The organism is Pelagibius sp. Alg239-R121 (assembly GCF_947331435.1).
GTDB lineage: Bacteria > Pseudomonadota > Alphaproteobacteria > Kiloniellales > Kiloniellaceae > Denitrobaculum.
This window is the reverse complement of sequence record NZ_CAMZOF010000002.1, coordinates 51024-67994: the sequence shown is the minus strand read 5'-3', so window position 1 is coordinate 67994 and position 16971 is coordinate 51024. Positions and strand designations below refer to the sequence as shown.

At 57.0% G+C, this 16971-nt stretch carries 19 protein-coding genes; 12 read left to right on the top strand and 7 right to left on the bottom strand.

The features are described 5' to 3' along the window. On the top strand, positions 1–969 hold the full coding sequence (locus QMZ18_RS07595) for a lysylphosphatidylglycerol synthase transmembrane domain-containing protein (RefSeq protein ID WP_282605675.1): 969 nt from the start codon (positions 1–3) through the stop codon (positions 967–969). Positions 970–994: 25 nt separating this feature from the next. Here QMZ18_RS07595 and QMZ18_RS07590 read toward each other — a convergent pair whose 3' ends face one another. From QMZ18_RS07590 to QMZ18_RS07580, 3 genes are read right to left on the bottom strand one after another with little or no spacing between them, the layout of a single operon-like run. After that, positions 995–2287: a TRAP transporter large permease gene (locus tag QMZ18_RS07590; protein ID WP_282605674.1), complete on the bottom strand. Its 1293-nt coding sequence runs from the start codon at positions 2285–2287 to the stop codon at positions 995–997. Beyond that, a complete protein-coding gene (locus QMZ18_RS07585; RefSeq protein ID WP_282605673.1) occupies positions 2284–2793 on the bottom strand; it encodes a TRAP transporter small permease in 510 nt (169 codons plus the stop codon). The genes QMZ18_RS07590 and QMZ18_RS07585 overlap by 4 nt, the downstream gene beginning before the upstream one ends. Before the next feature lie 15 nt (positions 2794–2808). Then, positions 2809–3819, bottom strand: coding sequence for a sialic acid TRAP transporter substrate-binding protein SiaP (locus QMZ18_RS07580; RefSeq protein ID WP_282605672.1), 1011 nt, complete (start codon positions 3817–3819; stop codon positions 2809–2811). A 287-nt stretch (positions 3820–4106) separates the two neighbouring features. Between QMZ18_RS07580 and QMZ18_RS07575 the strand changes: the two genes are divergently transcribed. The 4 genes from QMZ18_RS07575 to QMZ18_RS07560 all read left to right on the top strand — a co-directional run bounded on the left by QMZ18_RS07575 (position 4107) and on the right by QMZ18_RS07560 (position 8066). Further along, the gene (locus QMZ18_RS07575) at positions 4107–4991 is read left to right on the top strand and encodes a dihydrodipicolinate synthase family protein (protein WP_282605671.1); all 885 of its coding nucleotides are present in this window, start codon (positions 4107–4109) and stop codon (positions 4989–4991) included. 48 nt (positions 4992–5039) lie between these two features. After that, on the top strand, positions 5040–5690 hold the full coding sequence (locus tag QMZ18_RS07570; RefSeq protein WP_282605670.1) for a GntR family transcriptional regulator: 651 nt from the start codon (positions 5040–5042) through the stop codon (positions 5688–5690). Positions 5691–5939: 249 nt separating this feature from the next. Then, a complete protein-coding gene (locus QMZ18_RS07565; protein ID WP_282605669.1) occupies positions 5940–6737 on the top strand; it encodes a MipA/OmpV family protein in 798 nt (265 codons plus the stop codon). 261 nt (positions 6738–6998) lie between these two features. After that, positions 6999–8066, top strand: coding sequence for a hypothetical protein (locus QMZ18_RS07560; protein ID WP_282605668.1), 1068 nt, complete (start codon positions 6999–7001; stop codon positions 8064–8066). A 159-nt stretch (positions 8067–8225) separates the two neighbouring features. On the opposite strand, the gene QMZ18_RS07555 is transcribed toward QMZ18_RS07560, so the two are convergent. Then, on the bottom strand, positions 8226–8435 hold the full coding sequence (locus QMZ18_RS07555) for a hypothetical protein (protein ID WP_282605667.1): 210 nt from the start codon (positions 8433–8435) through the stop codon (positions 8226–8228). A 248-nt stretch (positions 8436–8683) separates the two neighbouring features. Beyond that, positions 8684–8908, bottom strand: a complete 225-nt coding sequence (gene arfA, locus QMZ18_RS37020) for an alternative ribosome rescue factor ArfA (protein WP_367575942.1) — start codon at positions 8906–8908, stop codon at positions 8684–8686. A gap of 261 nt (positions 8909–9169) precedes the next feature. Between arfA and QMZ18_RS07550 the strand changes: the two genes are divergently transcribed. The 7 genes from QMZ18_RS07550 (at position 9170) to QMZ18_RS07520 (ending at position 15943) form a co-directional block, all read left to right on the top strand. Continuing rightward, positions 9170–10786, top strand: coding sequence for a von Willebrand factor type A domain-containing protein (locus QMZ18_RS07550; protein WP_282605666.1), 1617 nt, complete (start codon positions 9170–9172; stop codon positions 10784–10786). A gap of 231 nt (positions 10787–11017) precedes the next feature. Next, positions 11018–11500: a cytochrome c gene (locus QMZ18_RS07545; RefSeq protein WP_282605665.1), complete on the top strand. Its 483-nt coding sequence runs from the start codon at positions 11018–11020 to the stop codon at positions 11498–11500. Positions 11501–11591: 91 nt separating this feature from the next. After that, positions 11592–12053 carry a cytochrome c gene (locus QMZ18_RS07540; protein ID WP_282605664.1) on the top strand — a complete coding sequence of 154 codons (462 nt, stop codon included), beginning with the start codon at positions 11592–11594 and terminating at the stop codon, positions 12051–12053. A 7-nt stretch (positions 12054–12060) separates the two neighbouring features. Beyond that, positions 12061–12972 carry a cytochrome c gene (locus QMZ18_RS07535; RefSeq protein ID WP_282605663.1) on the top strand — a complete coding sequence of 304 codons (912 nt, stop codon included), beginning with the start codon at positions 12061–12063 and terminating at the stop codon, positions 12970–12972. Between the two features lie 26 nt (positions 12973–12998). Then, the gene (locus tag QMZ18_RS07530) at positions 12999–14414 is read left to right on the top strand and encodes a multicopper oxidase family protein (protein WP_282605662.1); all 1416 of its coding nucleotides are present in this window, start codon (positions 12999–13001) and stop codon (positions 14412–14414) included. Positions 14415–14701: 287 nt separating this feature from the next. Continuing rightward, positions 14702–15085, top strand: coding sequence for a helix-turn-helix domain-containing protein (locus QMZ18_RS07525; RefSeq protein WP_282605661.1), 384 nt, complete (start codon positions 14702–14704; stop codon positions 15083–15085). A 261-nt stretch (positions 15086–15346) separates the two neighbouring features. After that, positions 15347–15943, top strand: a complete 597-nt coding sequence (locus tag QMZ18_RS07520; protein ID WP_282605660.1) for a DUF899 family protein — start codon at positions 15347–15349, stop codon at positions 15941–15943. 41 nt (positions 15944–15984) lie between these two features. On the opposite strand, the gene QMZ18_RS07515 is transcribed toward QMZ18_RS07520, so the two are convergent. Together QMZ18_RS07515 and QMZ18_RS07510 are read right to left on the bottom strand one after the other, a co-directional pair. After that, on the bottom strand, positions 15985–16446 hold the full coding sequence (locus QMZ18_RS07515; RefSeq protein ID WP_282605659.1) for an ester cyclase: 462 nt from the start codon (positions 16444–16446) through the stop codon (positions 15985–15987). Positions 16447–16527: 81 nt separating this feature from the next. After that, a complete protein-coding gene (locus tag QMZ18_RS07510) occupies positions 16528–16941 on the bottom strand; it encodes a cupin domain-containing protein (RefSeq protein WP_282605658.1) in 414 nt (137 codons plus the stop codon). Positions 16942–16971 lie beyond the last annotated feature (30 nt).

Sequence of the window (16971 nt, the reverse complement as noted above, 5' to 3'; positions counted from 1 at the left end):
TTGAATGGCGGGGTGAAATCCGGGAAGACCTGGCGGCTGCTTCTCCTCGGCATCGCAGTTGGAGGTTTCGCCGCGTGGCTGGTTTTCGCAAATACAGACGTCGATGGCGTTCTGGATATCCTGCAGCACAAAACCGACTACCTCCTGGCCGGGGCTGCGCTTCTTACTTACAGCCTGTTCTTTTTTGGCAAAGCTCTGCGCTGGCGTTATCTTCTCGGGCCGATCGTCGATGTCCCGCCGATTAAATTGACGCCCTATGTTCTGATCGGTTACGCCGGCAACGTGCTGTTGCCATTTCAGGCCGGCGAGGCGGCCCGCGGGCTTCTTTTGTCCAAACATCACGGGGTCAAGGCGGCTGCAGCTCTTTCGGGTATCGCTCTCGAAAAACTCTTGGACTTTTTTGCATTGCTCCTGCTCCTGGTTTGGGCACTCTGGTCGCTCGATGTTGCGTCGCCCGTTGCCGAGAAGGTGGCGGTCTCGCTGGCCGGTCTCCTGACGCTGGGGGCGCTGGCATTGGCGGCGATCCTGATCCGGCCCGCGGCGACGGCGGCAATGATCGATTGGGTTCTGTCCTATTGCCCGCAAGCCGTTGCGTCGCGGCTGGGCACCATGATCCACGATGCCCTCGATGGGTTGGCTGCATTGCGACAGGGAACTCTCATCGCGAAGTTGCTGGCCACGAGCTTGGCGAGCTGGGGTGTCATGTTGATCACCTTGTGTTTGAGCCTCCAAGCCGTCCAGCTTGAGGTCCCGGTCGCCGTCGCCATTGTCGTGCTGATGCTCGCTGCTGTGGGCCTCGCTTTACCCACGAGCCCTGGATTTATAGGTACGCTTCAAGCGGCTTTTGTTCTTGGGATGGTCCCGTTTGGCGTCGACCAGGAGGCTGCGGTTGCCGCGTCCTTGCTTTATCAATTTCTGACGACGGTGCCCCCTCTGATCGCAGGGGGAATTTGTCTGGCGCGTCTCTGATCAGAAAATGCTCTATTGGCAGGGGTCAACGATACCCGAACTGCCTGGGCAGGTACAAAACCAGCTCCGGCAACAGGGTGATGAGCAGGAGAGCCACCAATAACGCACAGAAAAACGGTACAATCTCGCGGATCATTGCGCGTAGAGGAATGCCGGTCGTTGCGTTGATTACAAAGAGCAGGATGCCGTAGGGAGGCGTTATCAGGCCGATCATGGTGTTCACCACGACCACGACACCGAAGTGGACCAGATCAATCCCCAACTCCCGACAAGCCGGAATAAAGAGCGGCACGATCACCAGCAGAATAGTGGTGGCATCCAGGATGCACCCCAGTCCCAGCAATAAAAGGTTGATCAGCAGCAAGAACGCAATCGGCGATAACTCTATGGATTTCAGCATCACGGCGACGGTGGCCGGGATGTTTTCGCTTGCGACGATGAAGTTGAAGATCAGCGCCCCGCCGATTACCAGCCCGACCGCCGCGGAAGAGCGCGCGCTGTCGGAAAGGATTCCGTAAAGCGAGCGCATTGAGAGAGTGCGGTAGAAAACGGCTGCCAGAATGAAGGCGTAGGCCGCGGCAACGGCTGCGGCCTCGGTGGGCGTGGTGGCGCCGCCATAGATTCCGAACAGCAGGATTACCGGCATCATCAGCGCGGGAAATGCCTGAAGTGTCAGTCTGGGCATTGCGCGCAGGGGCGTCGGGGTTTCGACAGCGAAGTTCTTGCGCCTGGCGATGGCCGCGATAATGACCATGAGGGCGAGCCCCATCAGCAGGCCCGGCAGGATACCGCCCAGGAAGAGATAGCCGATGGAGGTGTCGGAGACGAGCGCATACATCACCATGGGGATCGAGGGCGGAATGATCGGTCCGATGGTTGCCGAGGCGGCAGTGATTGCCGCCGCGAAACCCCGACTGTAGCGGCCTTCCTTGGTCATCATCTGGATGATGATCTTGCCGATCCCTGCGGCATCGGCGATGGCCGAGCCCGACATGCCGGAAAAGATCAGGCTTGCCACCACATTGACGTAGCCGAGTCCGCCGCGAAAACGCCCGACCAGGGCGATACAAAACCGTAAAAGCCGGTCGCTGATCGTGCCGGCATTCATGACGTTTGCCGCCGCGATGAACAGCGGTACCGCCAGCAGGATGAAGCTGGTGTAAAGGCCCTGAAGAATTTGTTCCGAGGCGAGCCCCAGATCCTGCCCGGTCAAGCCAAGATAGACGATCGCCGCCACGATCATCGCAATGGCGATCGGCGCACCGATGGCGGAGAGCCCGAAGAGTGTGGCCAGGCACAGCAGGAATCCTGCGCTCATGCCTCACCATCCGGCTCTCTGGGTTTAGAGGCGCCATCGAACTCTTGACCGCGCACGGCCGCGTAGGCACGCAGGAGATAGCGGGCGATGACCGCGACCGCGAAGATCAGATAGACTGAGAAAACAAAATCGAAGCGGATGCCAAGCAGGGAGGTCTTTTCGATCTTCATAAAGGCAATGAAGTCTGCAGTTGCCGGCAGCGAAACAGCGAGGGCGGCCACGATCGCAAAGGCGGCGAAAAGCGCAAAGACACGCCGCACCCTTGGCCCGACGCTGGAGTAGAGGATATCGAACTTAACGTGATCCTTGTCTTCCAGCAGAAAAGCCGAGCCCCAGAAGACGGTCCAGAGCCAGGCGAGCAGACAGGCTTCGAGCGTCCAACCAAGCGGGTGGTTGATTACATAGCGGCTGAATATCTGCAGGACGAAGGAAAGAAACATGGCGGTGAGAAGACCCACCGCCACGTTATCCGCGCGTGCATGCAGCCAAAGCCGAACGGCTTTCATGCCTCGCTTAACCTGCTACTTCACAGCGTTGATGCGCTCGAGCAGTCCCTTCGGCCAATCCTTGGAGAAATCAGATTCCAGATACATTTTCTGAGCCCGATCACGGAAGGACGCTACGTCGGGGGTGTAGACCTTCAGGCCTTCTCCCTTGAAGAAGTCCACCAGTTGGGCTTCGTTGGCGAGAATGGTTTTCGAAATTTCTGCAGACGCCTTTTGTGCCGAGTCCATTACGGTCTTCTGCTGATCGGCTGAGAGGCTGTCCCAGGTCTTTTTGCTGAAGGCGAGAAAATTCATGTCCGCCAGATGACCGGTTAGAACGATCTGCTTGGTCACCTCGTAGAACTTCTTATCTTTGTCGGTCGGAAGAGGATTGTCCTGGCCGTCGATCGCGCCCGTCTGCAGCCCGGTGTAAACTTCGGTGAAGGCCATGGGGGTCGGGTTCGCGCCCAGGGCCTTGCCCAGGAACTGCCAGGCGTCGGTACCGGGCATGCGCAGTTTCACGCCGTCCAGATCGGCCGGGGTCTTGATTTCCTTTTCGATGCGCAGGTTGAGCTGGCGGGTCCCGAAATACATAACAGAGAGCAGTTTTACGCCAAGCTTGTCTTCAACGAGCTGGTACATCTCCTTGCCGATCTCGCCCTCGAACACCTTGCGTTGGTGTTCCGCGTCGCGCATCAGGTAGCCGGCGGTAAAGATCGACCATTCCGGTATCAGCTTCGCCAGTTCCTGCGCCGAAGTGATCGACATTTCCAGATTGCCGCGGGCGATTGCGACCAATTCTGTACCCTGCTTGAAGAGCGTGTCGTTGTAGTGTGGCTCGTAAGTAGCGAATTCGCTGACGCCGTCTGCGAAAGTCGTTGCCAAACCCTGGGACCGGAAATCGGTTTCGGTCGCCGGCGTGGACATGCGTAGCTGAATTTTGTCTGCCGCAAAGGCAGAAAAACCGGTGGAAGCCGAGACGAGCGTTACGGCAGCGAACGCAGCGGACAGGGCGCCGGTGCGCACAAGCGGTTTCAACAGTTTCATCTTGTTCCTCCCGAATTTATTTTTCGCGGCCTGCGTTGCTGCGGCCTGGAAATCTAACGCAAGAAATCCAACAACTGACTGAACCTGATTCTGATCGTTTTTCTATGAAACAGTTAAAAACGTGAATCAGCCTCTACATCACATTGTTTGAGAGCACATCACGTTCTCGCGTCTTGCCGTCAAGAACCGACACGCTCTGGGAAAAGCCTGCCACGATAAATCTCTGCTTGCAACGCAAAATCCGCAGAGTAACATGTTAGTTCGTTGTAAGTTATTGTGTGAGCGCTATGAACGAGAGATTTGGCCTTTCGGTTGCCTTGGCGACACCTTTCCAACCGTCAGGTGAGATCGCGGATGCGGCCTTGCTGGCACATGCCCGTACCTGCCTGGAGGGCGGCTGTGACAGCGTTACGCTGTTCGGGACGACCGGTGAGGGGGCGTCGATTGCCTGGGAAGAACGCTGCCGGCTTCTGGGAGGCTTCAACGAGGCGGGCATCACCGGTGACCGGCTTGTCTCGGGGATCAGTGCGACAGCGGTAATGGATGCCGTGGCGCAAATTAAAGCCGCACAGTCTATAGGCTGCAAGCGGGTGCTCCTGCCGCCACCCTACTATTTCAAACAACCCGAAGACGAAGGGGTCATTGCCTGGTATCGGGCAGTGTTTGAGCAGCTCGATCGAGGGTCCGTGGAGATTATTCTCTACAATATTCCTTCTTTGACGGGTGTTGCCTTGAGCGTGGATCTGATCGCGCGTCTGCGCGATGCGTTGGGCGGCAGCATTATTGCAGTAAAGGATTCAACCAGCGACTGGGATTACACGCAGACCTTGCTGGCGACCCACAACGACATTTCAATTCTGGTCGGTGAAGAGCGTCACTTGGCGGCAGCGGTGCGCAAGGGCGGAGCAGGTGCGATCTGTGGCATGGCCAATCTCGATCCTGGCTCCCTTCGCCGAATGGCTTGGGATGGTGTTGAGCAACCCTATATCAACGATCTTGTCGAATTGCTTTCAAAGCATCCGCTCATCCCTGCGATTAAAACCGCGATCGCGCAGCAAAGCGACGAAGCTGCCTGGTCGTGCGTTCGTGCGCCGCTTTTGAAGATCGAAGAAGAAGTCGCTGCACAGTTGCAGCAGGAACTGGATCTGCTGAAGAGTCGCAAGGCCGCGTGAAACCGGGACACTGCCGATGGCATCACAGCGAATAATCGAGGTTGGGCTATGGCAGTAGAAAAAATGCGTGATCAGGCTTATCAGTCCTTCACGCGGCACCTTCTTGCCAGCCATGTACGGCCAGGACAGTTCGTCTCGCAGCGCGAATTGGTCGAACTGACTGGTATGACCCTGGCCGCCATCCGGGAGCTGGTACCGCGCTTGGAGGCAGAAGGCCTGATCACCACTGTGCCGCAACGTGGCATGCAGATCGCCGCCATCGACTTCAACCTTGTACGCGACGCCTATCAGTTCCGAATCATTCTCGAGAAAGAGGCCGTCGCGCACTGCACCCGGACGGCCAGTGACGCACAGCTCGAGGAAATCAGGCTGCGGCATCAGGAGGTTTTGGACGAGGCATTGGAATTCGGTATTTCCACCGAACTCGAAGCCAAGGCGCAGACAGTGGACTGGGGATTCCATGACCTGTTGGTTGATTCTTTAAAAAACGAGATCGCAACCAAGGCCTATCGTGTGAACTCTTTGAAGATCCGCTTGATCCGTCAGGAACTGACGCGCATCGAAGGCTATGTGGTTCCGGTGATGAAAGAACACCTGAACGTGGTCGAAGCCATGCAGGCAAGAGATGAGCAAGGCGCCATGGACACGCTTGTCTATCATATCGACCGTGCACGACAGCGGGCGATGGGGCTCTCGTAACCTTCTTCTTTCCCCTGTAGTCGATACTCTGCAATCTGGCCTGGGCTCGGTGAGGAATGGCACCGGCCAGGCCGAGGGGCTGCAGGCGCCCGATATCATTTCTAGTATCTGAATTTTATTTCATGAAGCGGACAGCTTGCTGAAAGCCGTGGTCCTTTAATCACGTCTGCACGCGCAATGTGCGCGGCATAAATGGCGGACCGTCAGGTTGCCAAGGCGACCTCAGTTAGAATTCATGAAAGGGTTTTTATGCGGCTTCAACAGCTGGCCAGCGCCATTGCGCTTTTGGTTTTTGGGCCTTTCTCCGTAGCAGCGCAGGACGAAGGCGCGCGCGACAGCAACTGGACTTTCGAACTTGGTGCCGGGGCCGGGATCGGGCCTGATTACGAAGGCTCTGACGATTACGAGTTTACCGCGCTGCCGATTATCGATGTCTCCTGGAAGGACAGAATCCGCCTGACCACAAAAGGAGGCCCCGGATTGATTGGGACACCCTATCGTGACGACAGTTTCTCTGTCGACATCGGCTTGTTTTACGACGGCGGGCGCGATCAGGATGACAACGATGCGCTCAGAGGGCTCGGGGATCTGGACGTCGGCGCTGTCGCGATGGCCCGGCTGGGTTACGCGTTCGGGCCGCTCGAAGCGGGGCTCGAAATGACCCGGGACCTGACGGGCGACCGCGATGGTATGACCGCAACGGCAGAACTGGAATATGGGGTGGCGCTGTTTGATGACCAGCTCCACCTCGGCGTTACTCCCTATATCACCTGGGCGAACGGCGATTACATGGACAACACATTTGGGATCTCCGCCTCCCAATCGGCGTCCTCGCTGCGCGGTCTTACGCAATACAACGCGGGCTCCGGCCTGAAAGACGCAGGTCTCAGCGTCAATCTGGGGTACCAAATCACAGACAATATCAGTGCCTTCGGCGGTGCCGAGTACAGTCGTCTATTGGGCAACGCCGCCGACAGTCCGCTGGTCGCCGACGAAGGAAGTGCGAACCAGTTTGGGGCGTTCCTGGGCCTGAGCTATCGCTGGTGATGCGCCGCTCAGACTGTTCAGTTCGGAACACGGTTTTTGGAGCCTGTTAGGCTTCGATGAGCTGGCATTCCGGTCGTTTTTTTAGGGTGATCGGGAATTTATTTCTTCCATGGGTGTTGTCTCCCTGTCAGCACACTGACACGGCCAACCAAAATGACAGGTTGGTTTCCCCAACTCACCAGGACGGTCTCTTTGACGCGCAAGATCTGCTTTGCGCGAACGGGAGAACTGTACCTCGCAGACCAAGAGAAGGAGCCAAAAATGACCACCATTACCAACAACCCGGAGGAATTCGTTGACTTGTTCGTGGACGCCAATCTGGGCGTCTTCGGGAAGGTCTTCCCGAAAAACGACTTCGCTCTGCTCAACAACAACGACAAGGTTTCGTCGGCTGTCTCGGCGCTCCTAAGTGCCGTCACATTCCCGACCCTGAACATCGTTTTCTCGGCAGCAGGCCGCCTGCGCGAGCGTAACCGGAAAAACCTGAAGGACGACATCCGCCTCGATGAAATGGAGATGCGTGTCCGGATCGTGCCGCTTGACGAGAACGGCGAAGAGATCATCCAGGCCGATGATGAGGTCGCCCCGGTGCGTGTCCTCGGTATCGACCCTTTCAAGACCAAGGCTGTCAAAGTGATCGAGTCCGAGGATGGCAGTGTCATCTCGCCGGAGGCTGCAGGCGGTGCTGCCTTTCAGCCGGATCTGGTCGGCATCGCTTCGACCCTGGCCAAGGCCGCCGGCGGGGCTCTTGGTTTTCCCGTTGCAGGGGAAATTGTCGGAGGGGCTGCCTCTCTGTTGAGCAGTTTCGGTCCGAAACTGGGTTTGGATTTCGGCCTCTCCGGCGAAGACGAACCAAAGGTGCGCCTTCCGATTGTTGAAAAGTCCACCATTGCTTCGCGCACCGAATTTGCATGGTACCTGCGCTCGCTCGCTGCGGACAACCTGCGGCCAGAACAAAACGAGGTGCTATTGGCCGACGGCACGCACTTCGGTTCCGCATTCCTGCAACTGCGGCGCGACGTCGTGACATTGCGGGCGGAGATGGAGCTTGCGACGGACTGGCGTAAGGCAGCTCTGCCTAACCTCTTTCAGGTAGAGGCGATCGACATTCCCGTCTTTCATCCCCCGGTACCCAAGACACCGGCGCTGACCAACTTTACGTCGGTGGAATCAATTCAACTGATGGTGCCGACAAGGGACGTACAGGATTTCCTAGGCATTACCGCCCAGGAGGTCGAGACCTTGATCGACAACGAAAGCCTTCGCGCATTTGGTCAGAACCGCGCGACTGTGACACGTGCGTCATTGGTCGAGTTGATCGGCGCATAACAAAAAAATGCATTTTGTTTGTCTGAGCGTGTCCCGATGCTGTCGGGGCACGTTTCTTTTTTGCGTTCGTGCTCGTCGCGCTGCGGCGACCAGCCTCTGACGATAAGGAATGGAGGCTGGTCCACGGTTTTCCGGAGTTCAGTGAAAATCGATCAGGATCTATACGTGACGGCCGTTGATCTTCTCGGCTGCTTTGACTGAAAGGTCCTCGATGCGCCACACGCGCTTCTTTAATCTTGCGGCATCGCCCGCGGTCAAGCTTGAGCTCTCGATGGCAAGAACCAGGGCGTTGCAATCTTTTTCGATATTTTCCAGAACGTCTCCCGTGTCCGATAGTATGCGAAGCAATCGCACACGCGGATCTGACACCTCTTCTTCCTGTTCGAACTCATCGAAAAAATTGTGGTGTCTGTCTGGTCGTGAAGCAGTCTTTGTGGATTCGAATTGGGCTTCTGGCATCTTCCGTTTTTACTCGAGCGACCGCTTAACGATCCTCGTCCCTCAGGTCGGGCGTCTGCAAGGCATTGCAGGTGCCATGTGTTTTTCTGGACTCTTTATAGACGAGGGGGTGTGATTTCGGCGTAGCAAGCCGGTGGTTTTTTTGTCACTGACTTCAATTAGTTACGGATAAAGGTCAGTCTTTCGGTGTGAATTTGGTTGAGCGCTGGGACAGCATGATTGCGAGGTGGGCAAATAGGAAGGGCGCCCGGATAGACCTGACGCCCTTTTCTTGTGTAGGAACCTTTGCCCCTCTTGGCTCTGACGATCCGTTTGCGATGCTTCGGATCCGCCAGTGCCTTGGCGGCAGAGTTCGGCCTTCGCGGCCATGGTGGTTGTTTCATCTCGTTTGCTCCAACGGGTTTAAGCTACAGACCGGGATGTTCATTCAACCCGCCCTGTGTGTCTCAGGTTATGAGCCCCAGACTGTGCGCCCCAGGCCGCGGGTTTTATCATATCCGGGGCGAACTTGTGGCTTTTTCTTACAAGCCTTAACGCAGGTCGCAAAATCGTCGTGTTCTGCCATATCTTTGCCACAGCTTTTCCGTCTTTCCGCCTTAGGGTCGTATCAGGTTACGGTCTTTCAATCCTTGGGGGATAAGGCGATGACATATATACGACCTCTCGGTGGGGTTCTGATTGCCGGTCTGCTGGCGGCCGGACTGGCGGGTTGTGCGAGCGACGACGAGACCGCTGCGACGGCCTCTTCTGCGGGACCGTCATACGCTCCGGCGACCAGTATCGTCCGCTACAAGGGCACGAACGAATATTCCACGGCATATGGTGGCGAGCGGTACCCGAGTTTGCAGCATCAGGGTTTCCAGCAGGTGGAGCAGCAACCGCTTTCCACCTTCAGTGTCGACGTAGACACGGCGGCCTACTCGCATATCAGACGGATCTTGAAGAACCGGCAGATGCCGCCGCGCGACGTCGTGCGGATTGAGGAGATGGTGAACTACTTCGACTACGACTATCCCCGGCCGCAGGATCAGGATGAGCCTTTCGCGATCTCCACAACGGTGATGCCCAATCCATGGAACGCGGAGACCCAACTGCTGCACGTCGGTCTGCAGGGCTATACCGTGCCGCGCCGGCAGCGTCCGCCGGTTAATCTCGTGTTTCTAATCGATGTTTCTGGATCCATGAATGGCGAGGACCGCCTTGGCCTGGCCAAACGCTCCCTGAAGGGTCTGACCAAGGGGTTGAGGGAAGATGACCGCATCGCGATCGTGACCTTCAGCAGTGGATCGCGCACCGTGCTCGATCCGACTTCTGCCAAGGATAAACACCGTATTGAGGCCGCGATCGACAAGCTTGATGCAGGTGGCGGCACCGGTGGCGAGAAAGGGCTGGAGCATGCCTACTCCGTCGCTGACCACCAGTTTAGTTCCGATGCGGTTAACCGCGTGATCCTGATCAGTGACGGCGACTTTAATGTCGGCGCCAGCGATCCGGTGGCGATGCGTAAGCTGATTACCAAGAAACGTAAGAGTGGGGTTTATCTGACGGTCCTCACGGTCGGCGACGGCAATGTGAACGACCATATCGCCCAGGCCCTGGCCCAGGCCGGCAACGGTACAGCCGCGCATTTAGACAGCCTGACGGAGGCGCGCAAGGTGTTGGGTGACGAGGTGACCGCTAACCTCATTCCGATTGCCGAGGACGTGAAGGTTCAGATCGAGTTCAACCCCGACATCGTGGGGGCCTACCGTCTGATCGGTTATGAAACGCGGGCCTTGAACCGCCGTGACTTTCGCAACGACCGGGTCGATGCGGGTGACGTCGGTAGCGGACACAGTGTCACCGCACTCTACGAAATCACGCTGGTTCCGCACCTGGCACGGGCTCGGCTGGGCTTTCGCTATCAGTTGGCCTCCAGCGATCCCGACCTGAAGCGGGCAGTCGAGGCACAAGACGAATACGCCTTCGTCAAGCTGCGTTATAAGGCGCCGGGCACCCGGAATAGCCTTCAGATGGGCCAGCCGGTCTCGAAGTTCGAGGAAGTCGAACTGTTGGAAGATGCGCCTGACGATGTCCGCTTCGCCGTCGCCGTCGCGGCCTTCGGCCAAATCCTCCGCGGCGAGGTCGACACGCGTGAATTCAATTACGATGATGTCCTGGATCTGGCTCAAAGCGGCCGCAGCAGCGACCCCTTCGGCCGCCGGGGTGAGTTTCTGCAGCTCGTCCGGCAGGCGGAGGGACTGAGCGAGGGCGCCTGGTGATTACCCGACCGCAATAATCCAGCGCCTTTTTGACCGCGTCTCAGGTATGGACCGGTTGAAGTCAAGGGGTCCCGTGTCTCGCACGGGGCCTCTTGGTGATTTTTCCAACGGTTTCATGCTTCGACGTTATCCACATAATGGCTGTTGACCTTCCCCTGACTGGAAGCCCTAGCTTGCACAAATCTGATCTTCGCGTCTCTGTGAGGACAGGACTTTGGATGCAGGTTTGCGATGATCCGACTTATCCCAACCGCCATTTTTTCGCTTGTGCTTATAGCTACGGGCGGTGCCGTGTGGGTGCTCACTGGCGACAATGAGCCGACTTCACGGTTGCAGCCCGACGATCCGGTCGTTGTTGCCCAGGGTGAGGAGGTCTACGCTGCGAACTGTGCGGCCTGTCATGGCGCCGACCTGAGCGGTGAGCCGGGCTGGCCCGATTGGAGACAGCGTAAGCCGGATGGGCGTCTGGCGGCGCCGCCCCATGATGAGAGCGGGCATACCTGGCATCATCCCGACAACGTGTTGTTTCAGATCACCAAACTCGGCACTGCGGTTTACAGTGGAAATCCAGATCATCCAAGCGATATGCCGGCCTTCGGAGAGGTTCTTTCCGATAACGAAATCGCTGCAGTACTCTCTTATATCAAGAGCAGCTGGAAGGGGCAGGCGAGAGAGGCAAACGCGCGAATCAATCGACAGGCGGCGCAGAAATAATCCACGCGCTCATCCGAGCTCTCCCGGAGTGCCGATATAGGAAAAGAGAAAACACCAGCCGATGAAACGTTTTAGGCAAAAGAGAATCCTGATGGCCGGCGCTGCAATAGCGCTCGGATCCTATGCGGCGGTTACGGCCGTGACAGCTTACGCACATGGCGGTGCTACCGGCATCGTTAAGGAACGCATGGATGCCATGGAGGTCATGGGGAAAGCCATGAAAACAGTCGGTGAAATGTTCAAGGGTCAGACCGATTATGACGCCAACGCGATTCAGGCAGCAGCCGGACTCGTCTCGCAGCATGCGCAGGAGATTCCTGTACTCTTCCCCGACAGTGAAGCGAGCCGCGGCAGCAAACACAGTGAAGCGCTGCCGGTGATCTGGGAGCAGAAAGACAAGTTCGACGGCTTCGCCGCGGATATGCTGCGAGAATCGAAGGCTCTGTCTGTGATCGCGCGAGACGGCGAGCAACGGGCCGTGCGTCTGCAGTTCGCTAAAACCGCGAAGGTCTGTTCTTCCTGTCATACGGCATTTCGTAAGCCGAAGGACTGAGTCGGTTTTGCACAGTCTTCGCCGGACTCCTGCCATTGGGACGGCCCTGCTGCTCGGCGTTGGGCTGGCCTATTTTTTCGTTCTGCCGTACTTGGGTCCAGCCAGTGAGCCGCATGACTTTACCGGCGTAAGCGGTGATGCCCAGCGTGGTGCTTATGTTGTCCGCGCAGCGGGCTGTGTCGGCTGCCATACTGACCCGGCCAGGGGCGGAGAGACTTTTTCCGGCGGCCCAGCCCTGAAAACCGCTTTCGGTACCTTTTACGGACCGAACATCACGCCGGATGAAACCTACGGCATTGGAGGCTGGAGCCTGGAGCAGTTCTCGAGCGCTCTTGCGGATGGGCTTTCCCCCGACGGTGAACATTACTTCCCGGCATTTCCCTATAGCTCCTATAGCAAAATGTCGGCTCAGGATGTTGCCGATTTAAAAGCCTATCTCGATAACGTGACGCCGGTGGCCAATGTGCGCCGCACCCACGAACTGAGTTGGCCTTTTTCAGATAGGAAACTGCTCGGGCTCTGGAAACTGCTAAACTTCGAGGCCGGTCGCTTTCAACCAAACCCGAATCGCGACGAGGCCTGGAACAGGGGCGCTTATCTGGTTCAGGGGCCGGGTCATTGTGCCGAATGTCACACACAGCGTAATCTGCTCGGCGGTTTTTATGGCGCCCCGCTGGCTGGTAACAGCCAGGGTCCCAATGGGAAACGGGTGCCGGCAATCGATGCACTCTTTAACCACCCGGGGCAGCCCTGGACAAAAGAAGACCTTGTCCTGTCGCTGCAAACGGGTCTTCTGCCCAATGGCGATACCTTCGATGGCCTCATGGGGGAATTCGTCGATCAGAGTTCGAGCTATCTGAGCGATGAAGATACCGCTGCGATTTCGGTCTATTTGTTTTCGTCTCAACGGCAGGAATGACAAGACGATCGTTCCAGGAGGGTGTCATGATAAATCGCCGGACTTTTCTTTCTGCTTCCGCCGCAGGCATTGGGCTTGCCGTAGCCGCTCCACGCCGGTTGCTAGCAGAAGACGGCGCTGCATCTTTCGATCTTATCGCAGGACCCGCGACTGCGCCTCTGCTGGGGAGCGAAGGACCGGCGAGCGCGCTTTGGGCCTATGGCGGCATTTCGCCAGGCCCGGTGATCCGGGGGCGCCAGGGTGACTTGATCAAGGTCCGCCTGCACAACAATCTGCCACAACCGACCAGCACCCATTGGCACGGCATCCGGATCGACAACGCTATGGACGGGGTATCGGGTCTGACACAGGACGCTGTGCCACCCGGCGGGTTCTTCGATTACGCGTTCGTCGCACCCGACGCGGGAACCTATTGGTATCACTCCCACAACAAGAGCTGGGAACAGATGGCGCGCGGACTCTATGGCCCACTGATCATAGAGGAGCGTAATCCGCCGCCGGTCGACCGGGAGATGGTTCTGGTGATCGACGATTGGCGCCTCGGCGAAGACGGCCAGATTCACACTGCCTCCTTTGGCCAGATGCGCGATTGGAGTCATGGCGGTCGGCTGGGTAACTGGTTGACCATAAACGGGGTCTCGACGCCAGATTTGAAGGTCAAACGCGGGGAGCGCCTCCGTCTGCGGTTGATTAACTGTGCCAATTCAAGGATCTTAAACCTGAAGCTGGGTCAACTTGCGCCCTTATTGATCGCGCTCGATGGGCAGCCTCTGGCGCAACCCGAAGAGATTGGCACATCGGCTGTTTTAACCTTGGCTCCTGCGCAGCGTGCGGATCTGCTTCTGGATGTGACCCTGGAGCCCGGGGAAGAGGCGCCCCTCACAGAGGTTTCGCGCAAAGATGGGATTGTTGTTGGTAACTTCGTTTCCGAGGGTATCTCCGCAAGCGGGCAGGCGGGAAGGGAGCTTCCGGTCTTACCCTCCAACAGGCTACCTGAACCCCACTTGTCCGATCCGTTAAAGCTGGATCTGGTGATGGAAGGCGGTGCCATGGGAGGCATGCGCTCGGCGGTCTTCGAAGGTAAGAGCCTCTCTATGCGCGACCTCGTGGCCAGAGGACAGGTCTGGGCCTTCAACGGTGTTGCGGGGATGACCGAAAACCCGCTTGCGCGTATTCAAGCCGGGCGCAGTGTCGTCCTGAATATTGTCAATGAGACCGCCTGGCCGCATGCGATGCACATCCATGGCCATCACTTTCGCGCGGTTGCGCGTAATGGCCAGCCGGTCGATGACGGCGCGTGGAGGGATACTGAACTCATTGGGCCGGACGAGGCGGTCACTGTCGCCTTTGTCGCGGATAATCCTGGCAAGTGGTTGATCCATTGCCACATGCTCGAGCATCAGGCGGCAGGCATGAAGACCTGGTTTCAAGTGGCTGGCTAATCGTCCTTCCGATCGGGCATTGTTTGTTCACCAAACCGGCATGGCGTTGGTAAATTCAGCGCAAAGTCGTTTTTTAACTATTTGTTCGCATTAGTGTGAATACAGTGGTAACCAGTCACACTTACTAAAATCCAGCTTCGTATTTCCCCGGAGCTATTAAAAAAAACGTTATCCATAGACCTGTGCCACCTGATCGTTATTGAAATCGATGCCGTTATCTAAGCCGTGAAACAAGAAGTGAAATTCGTCACTCGGCTGGTTTGGCATTCAAAAAAGGTGGAACCAACATGTCTTCCGATGTCCAAACATCGATAAATGCCTACGTTGCGGAGAATGTGCGTCGTCGGCGATTAGAAGTAAATCTGACGCAGCAGGAAGTTGCACGCCTGCTCGGTATTTCGTTTCAACAGCTTCAGAAGTACGAGCACGGTAAGAATCGCATCAGCGCAGGCCGGCTCTATCAGCTTGCTGTCATACTGGAAACAAGCATCGATACCTTCTTTGCAGGTTACGAGGGAGACGCTGCGCAACAGGCAGGTATGCCGGCTGATTCTGGCCGTTCGATCGAGGCGGCTCGCTTGACCCGCCAGTTTAATGCAATCTCCTCGGCCAGCGTCCGGCGGAGTATTCACGGCCTGATACGTGTTCTTGAGAAAACCAAACCGGCTTAACTTGGCCGGCACTTGCGAGAATCTGCTTGCGAAGATCTGATCGAATGGAAGCGGGTGGTATCATCCTGCCCCTCCATTTGTTCAGGACGCAGGCAGTTTGTGTTCGCGGCGCCTTGTCTTCCCTGAAAAGGCCACTGCGCTCATTCCTACAATGAGCCGTGTCGACCCCGGTTTTCATCGCTGGATACTTTAAAAGCGATTATTTTCCCGAAGCCTTCCCACTCGTTCTATCCTATTCGTCGAATGGGAAGGAGGCGCGAGATGACCGAGGCCGAAAAACTCGAATTCGAAATCCTGGAAAAAGTGCAGCAGCTTGCTGCCCTTCGCCGTGCGGAGAGCGATAGGGAAGTTCCAAACTACGCCTTTGAAACAACGAGTGGTGAAACGAGTCTTTTAGCTCTCTTTGCCGGGCGTGAAAGGCTGCTGGTAATCCACAATATGGGCCAGGGCTGCCGGTACTGTACGCTTTGGGCGGATGGGATCAACGGTGTTCTGGATCATCTGGAAGATGCGATGGCGGTTGTCTTGGTCTCGAAGGATCCGCCGGAAACGCAGCGCCGCATGGCGCTCGACCGGGGTTGGAAGTTTCGGATGGCATCCCATGGTGGCGGCACCTACATGGCCGAACAGTGCGCCTTGGGGGAATACAGCAATTATCCCGGTGCGTCCGTGTACGAGCGCAAGGGGAGCAAAATCGTGGGGCGTGGACGCACTGCTTTTGGCCCTGGTGACCTCTACTCTCCGGTCTGGCATTTTCTCGGCCTTGCCGGTTTAAGTGAGGCAGATTGGACGCCGCAGTTCCACTACTGGCAGCGGCCCAAGAAACTCGATGACGGTGGAGAGAACATTATCGAGTGATCTACGTTTTCCGCTGACTCAATCAAGAACGGTCGCTTGCTTTAAACGATGCTCTCGCCGGCCAGACAGCGTTCGAATGACTCTTCCGGTATCAGGCCGAGTTGTTCGAACAGGCTGAAAAAGTCCCAATGGTTATAGGCTTCCACAATCTTGTCATCGACAATCTTGAGAAAGACCGTGCCGGTCATCTTTACCTGCTCGTTGGTATCATTTTTCTTTGCGTGGAAGACACAGAGTGCCGAGATCCAGTCACCCGCTTCCATGCTGTGTGTCACCTGAATATCAATATCGTTCATCAACGCCAAAAAGCATTTGTGAAAGACCTTGAAGCCGGCCGGTCCGATCCGTTCGTGCTCTTGAAATCTGTCAGTGGCAAGCCTCAGGTGAGGGCCTAATCCACGTGCCATACCCTCAGTAATGAACATCTCGTCAATCGCGGATTCATCTTGTTCTTTCCATACGCGGCGACACCAGGTTTCCCAGATTTTAAGATGTGAAGACATTTATTTTCCTCCCCTTCGAAATGGTTCTCTAATTCTCGCAACTTCAACAGCGCACATCACACAAGACGCTGCGAATGTGCCTCAGTCCGCCGGCGCCGTACTGAAATCTGCCGGCAGCGTGATCTCGATCAGTTCCAAGTCATCGCTGTGGGCCAATTCGCGGTGACGGATGCCGGGGGGCTGGTGCACGCAGGAACCAACCTCCAGGCGGACCTCACCGACGCCTTCGTATTCAAACTCGACCCATCCGCGCGTGACGTAGACCATCTGGAATTCCAGTGTATGCCGGTGCCATTGCGGGGCGGCTTCGGTGCCGGGCCGGGCCCGGATCACATGGGCGCCGAAGCGGCCGTTAGTGGCTGTCTTGATGCCTAGATCCCGGTATTCGAAAAAGGCACGCAGACCCTGGGAAACGAAGGGCGTGTCTTTACTGTGGTTGATTGAAAAGCCCTCTGGCAGCTGTTCGGTTTTCGCCGCCGCTGTGTCGCCGTCCATTGCTGTTGTCCCTTCCTCTTTCTCCCGCTT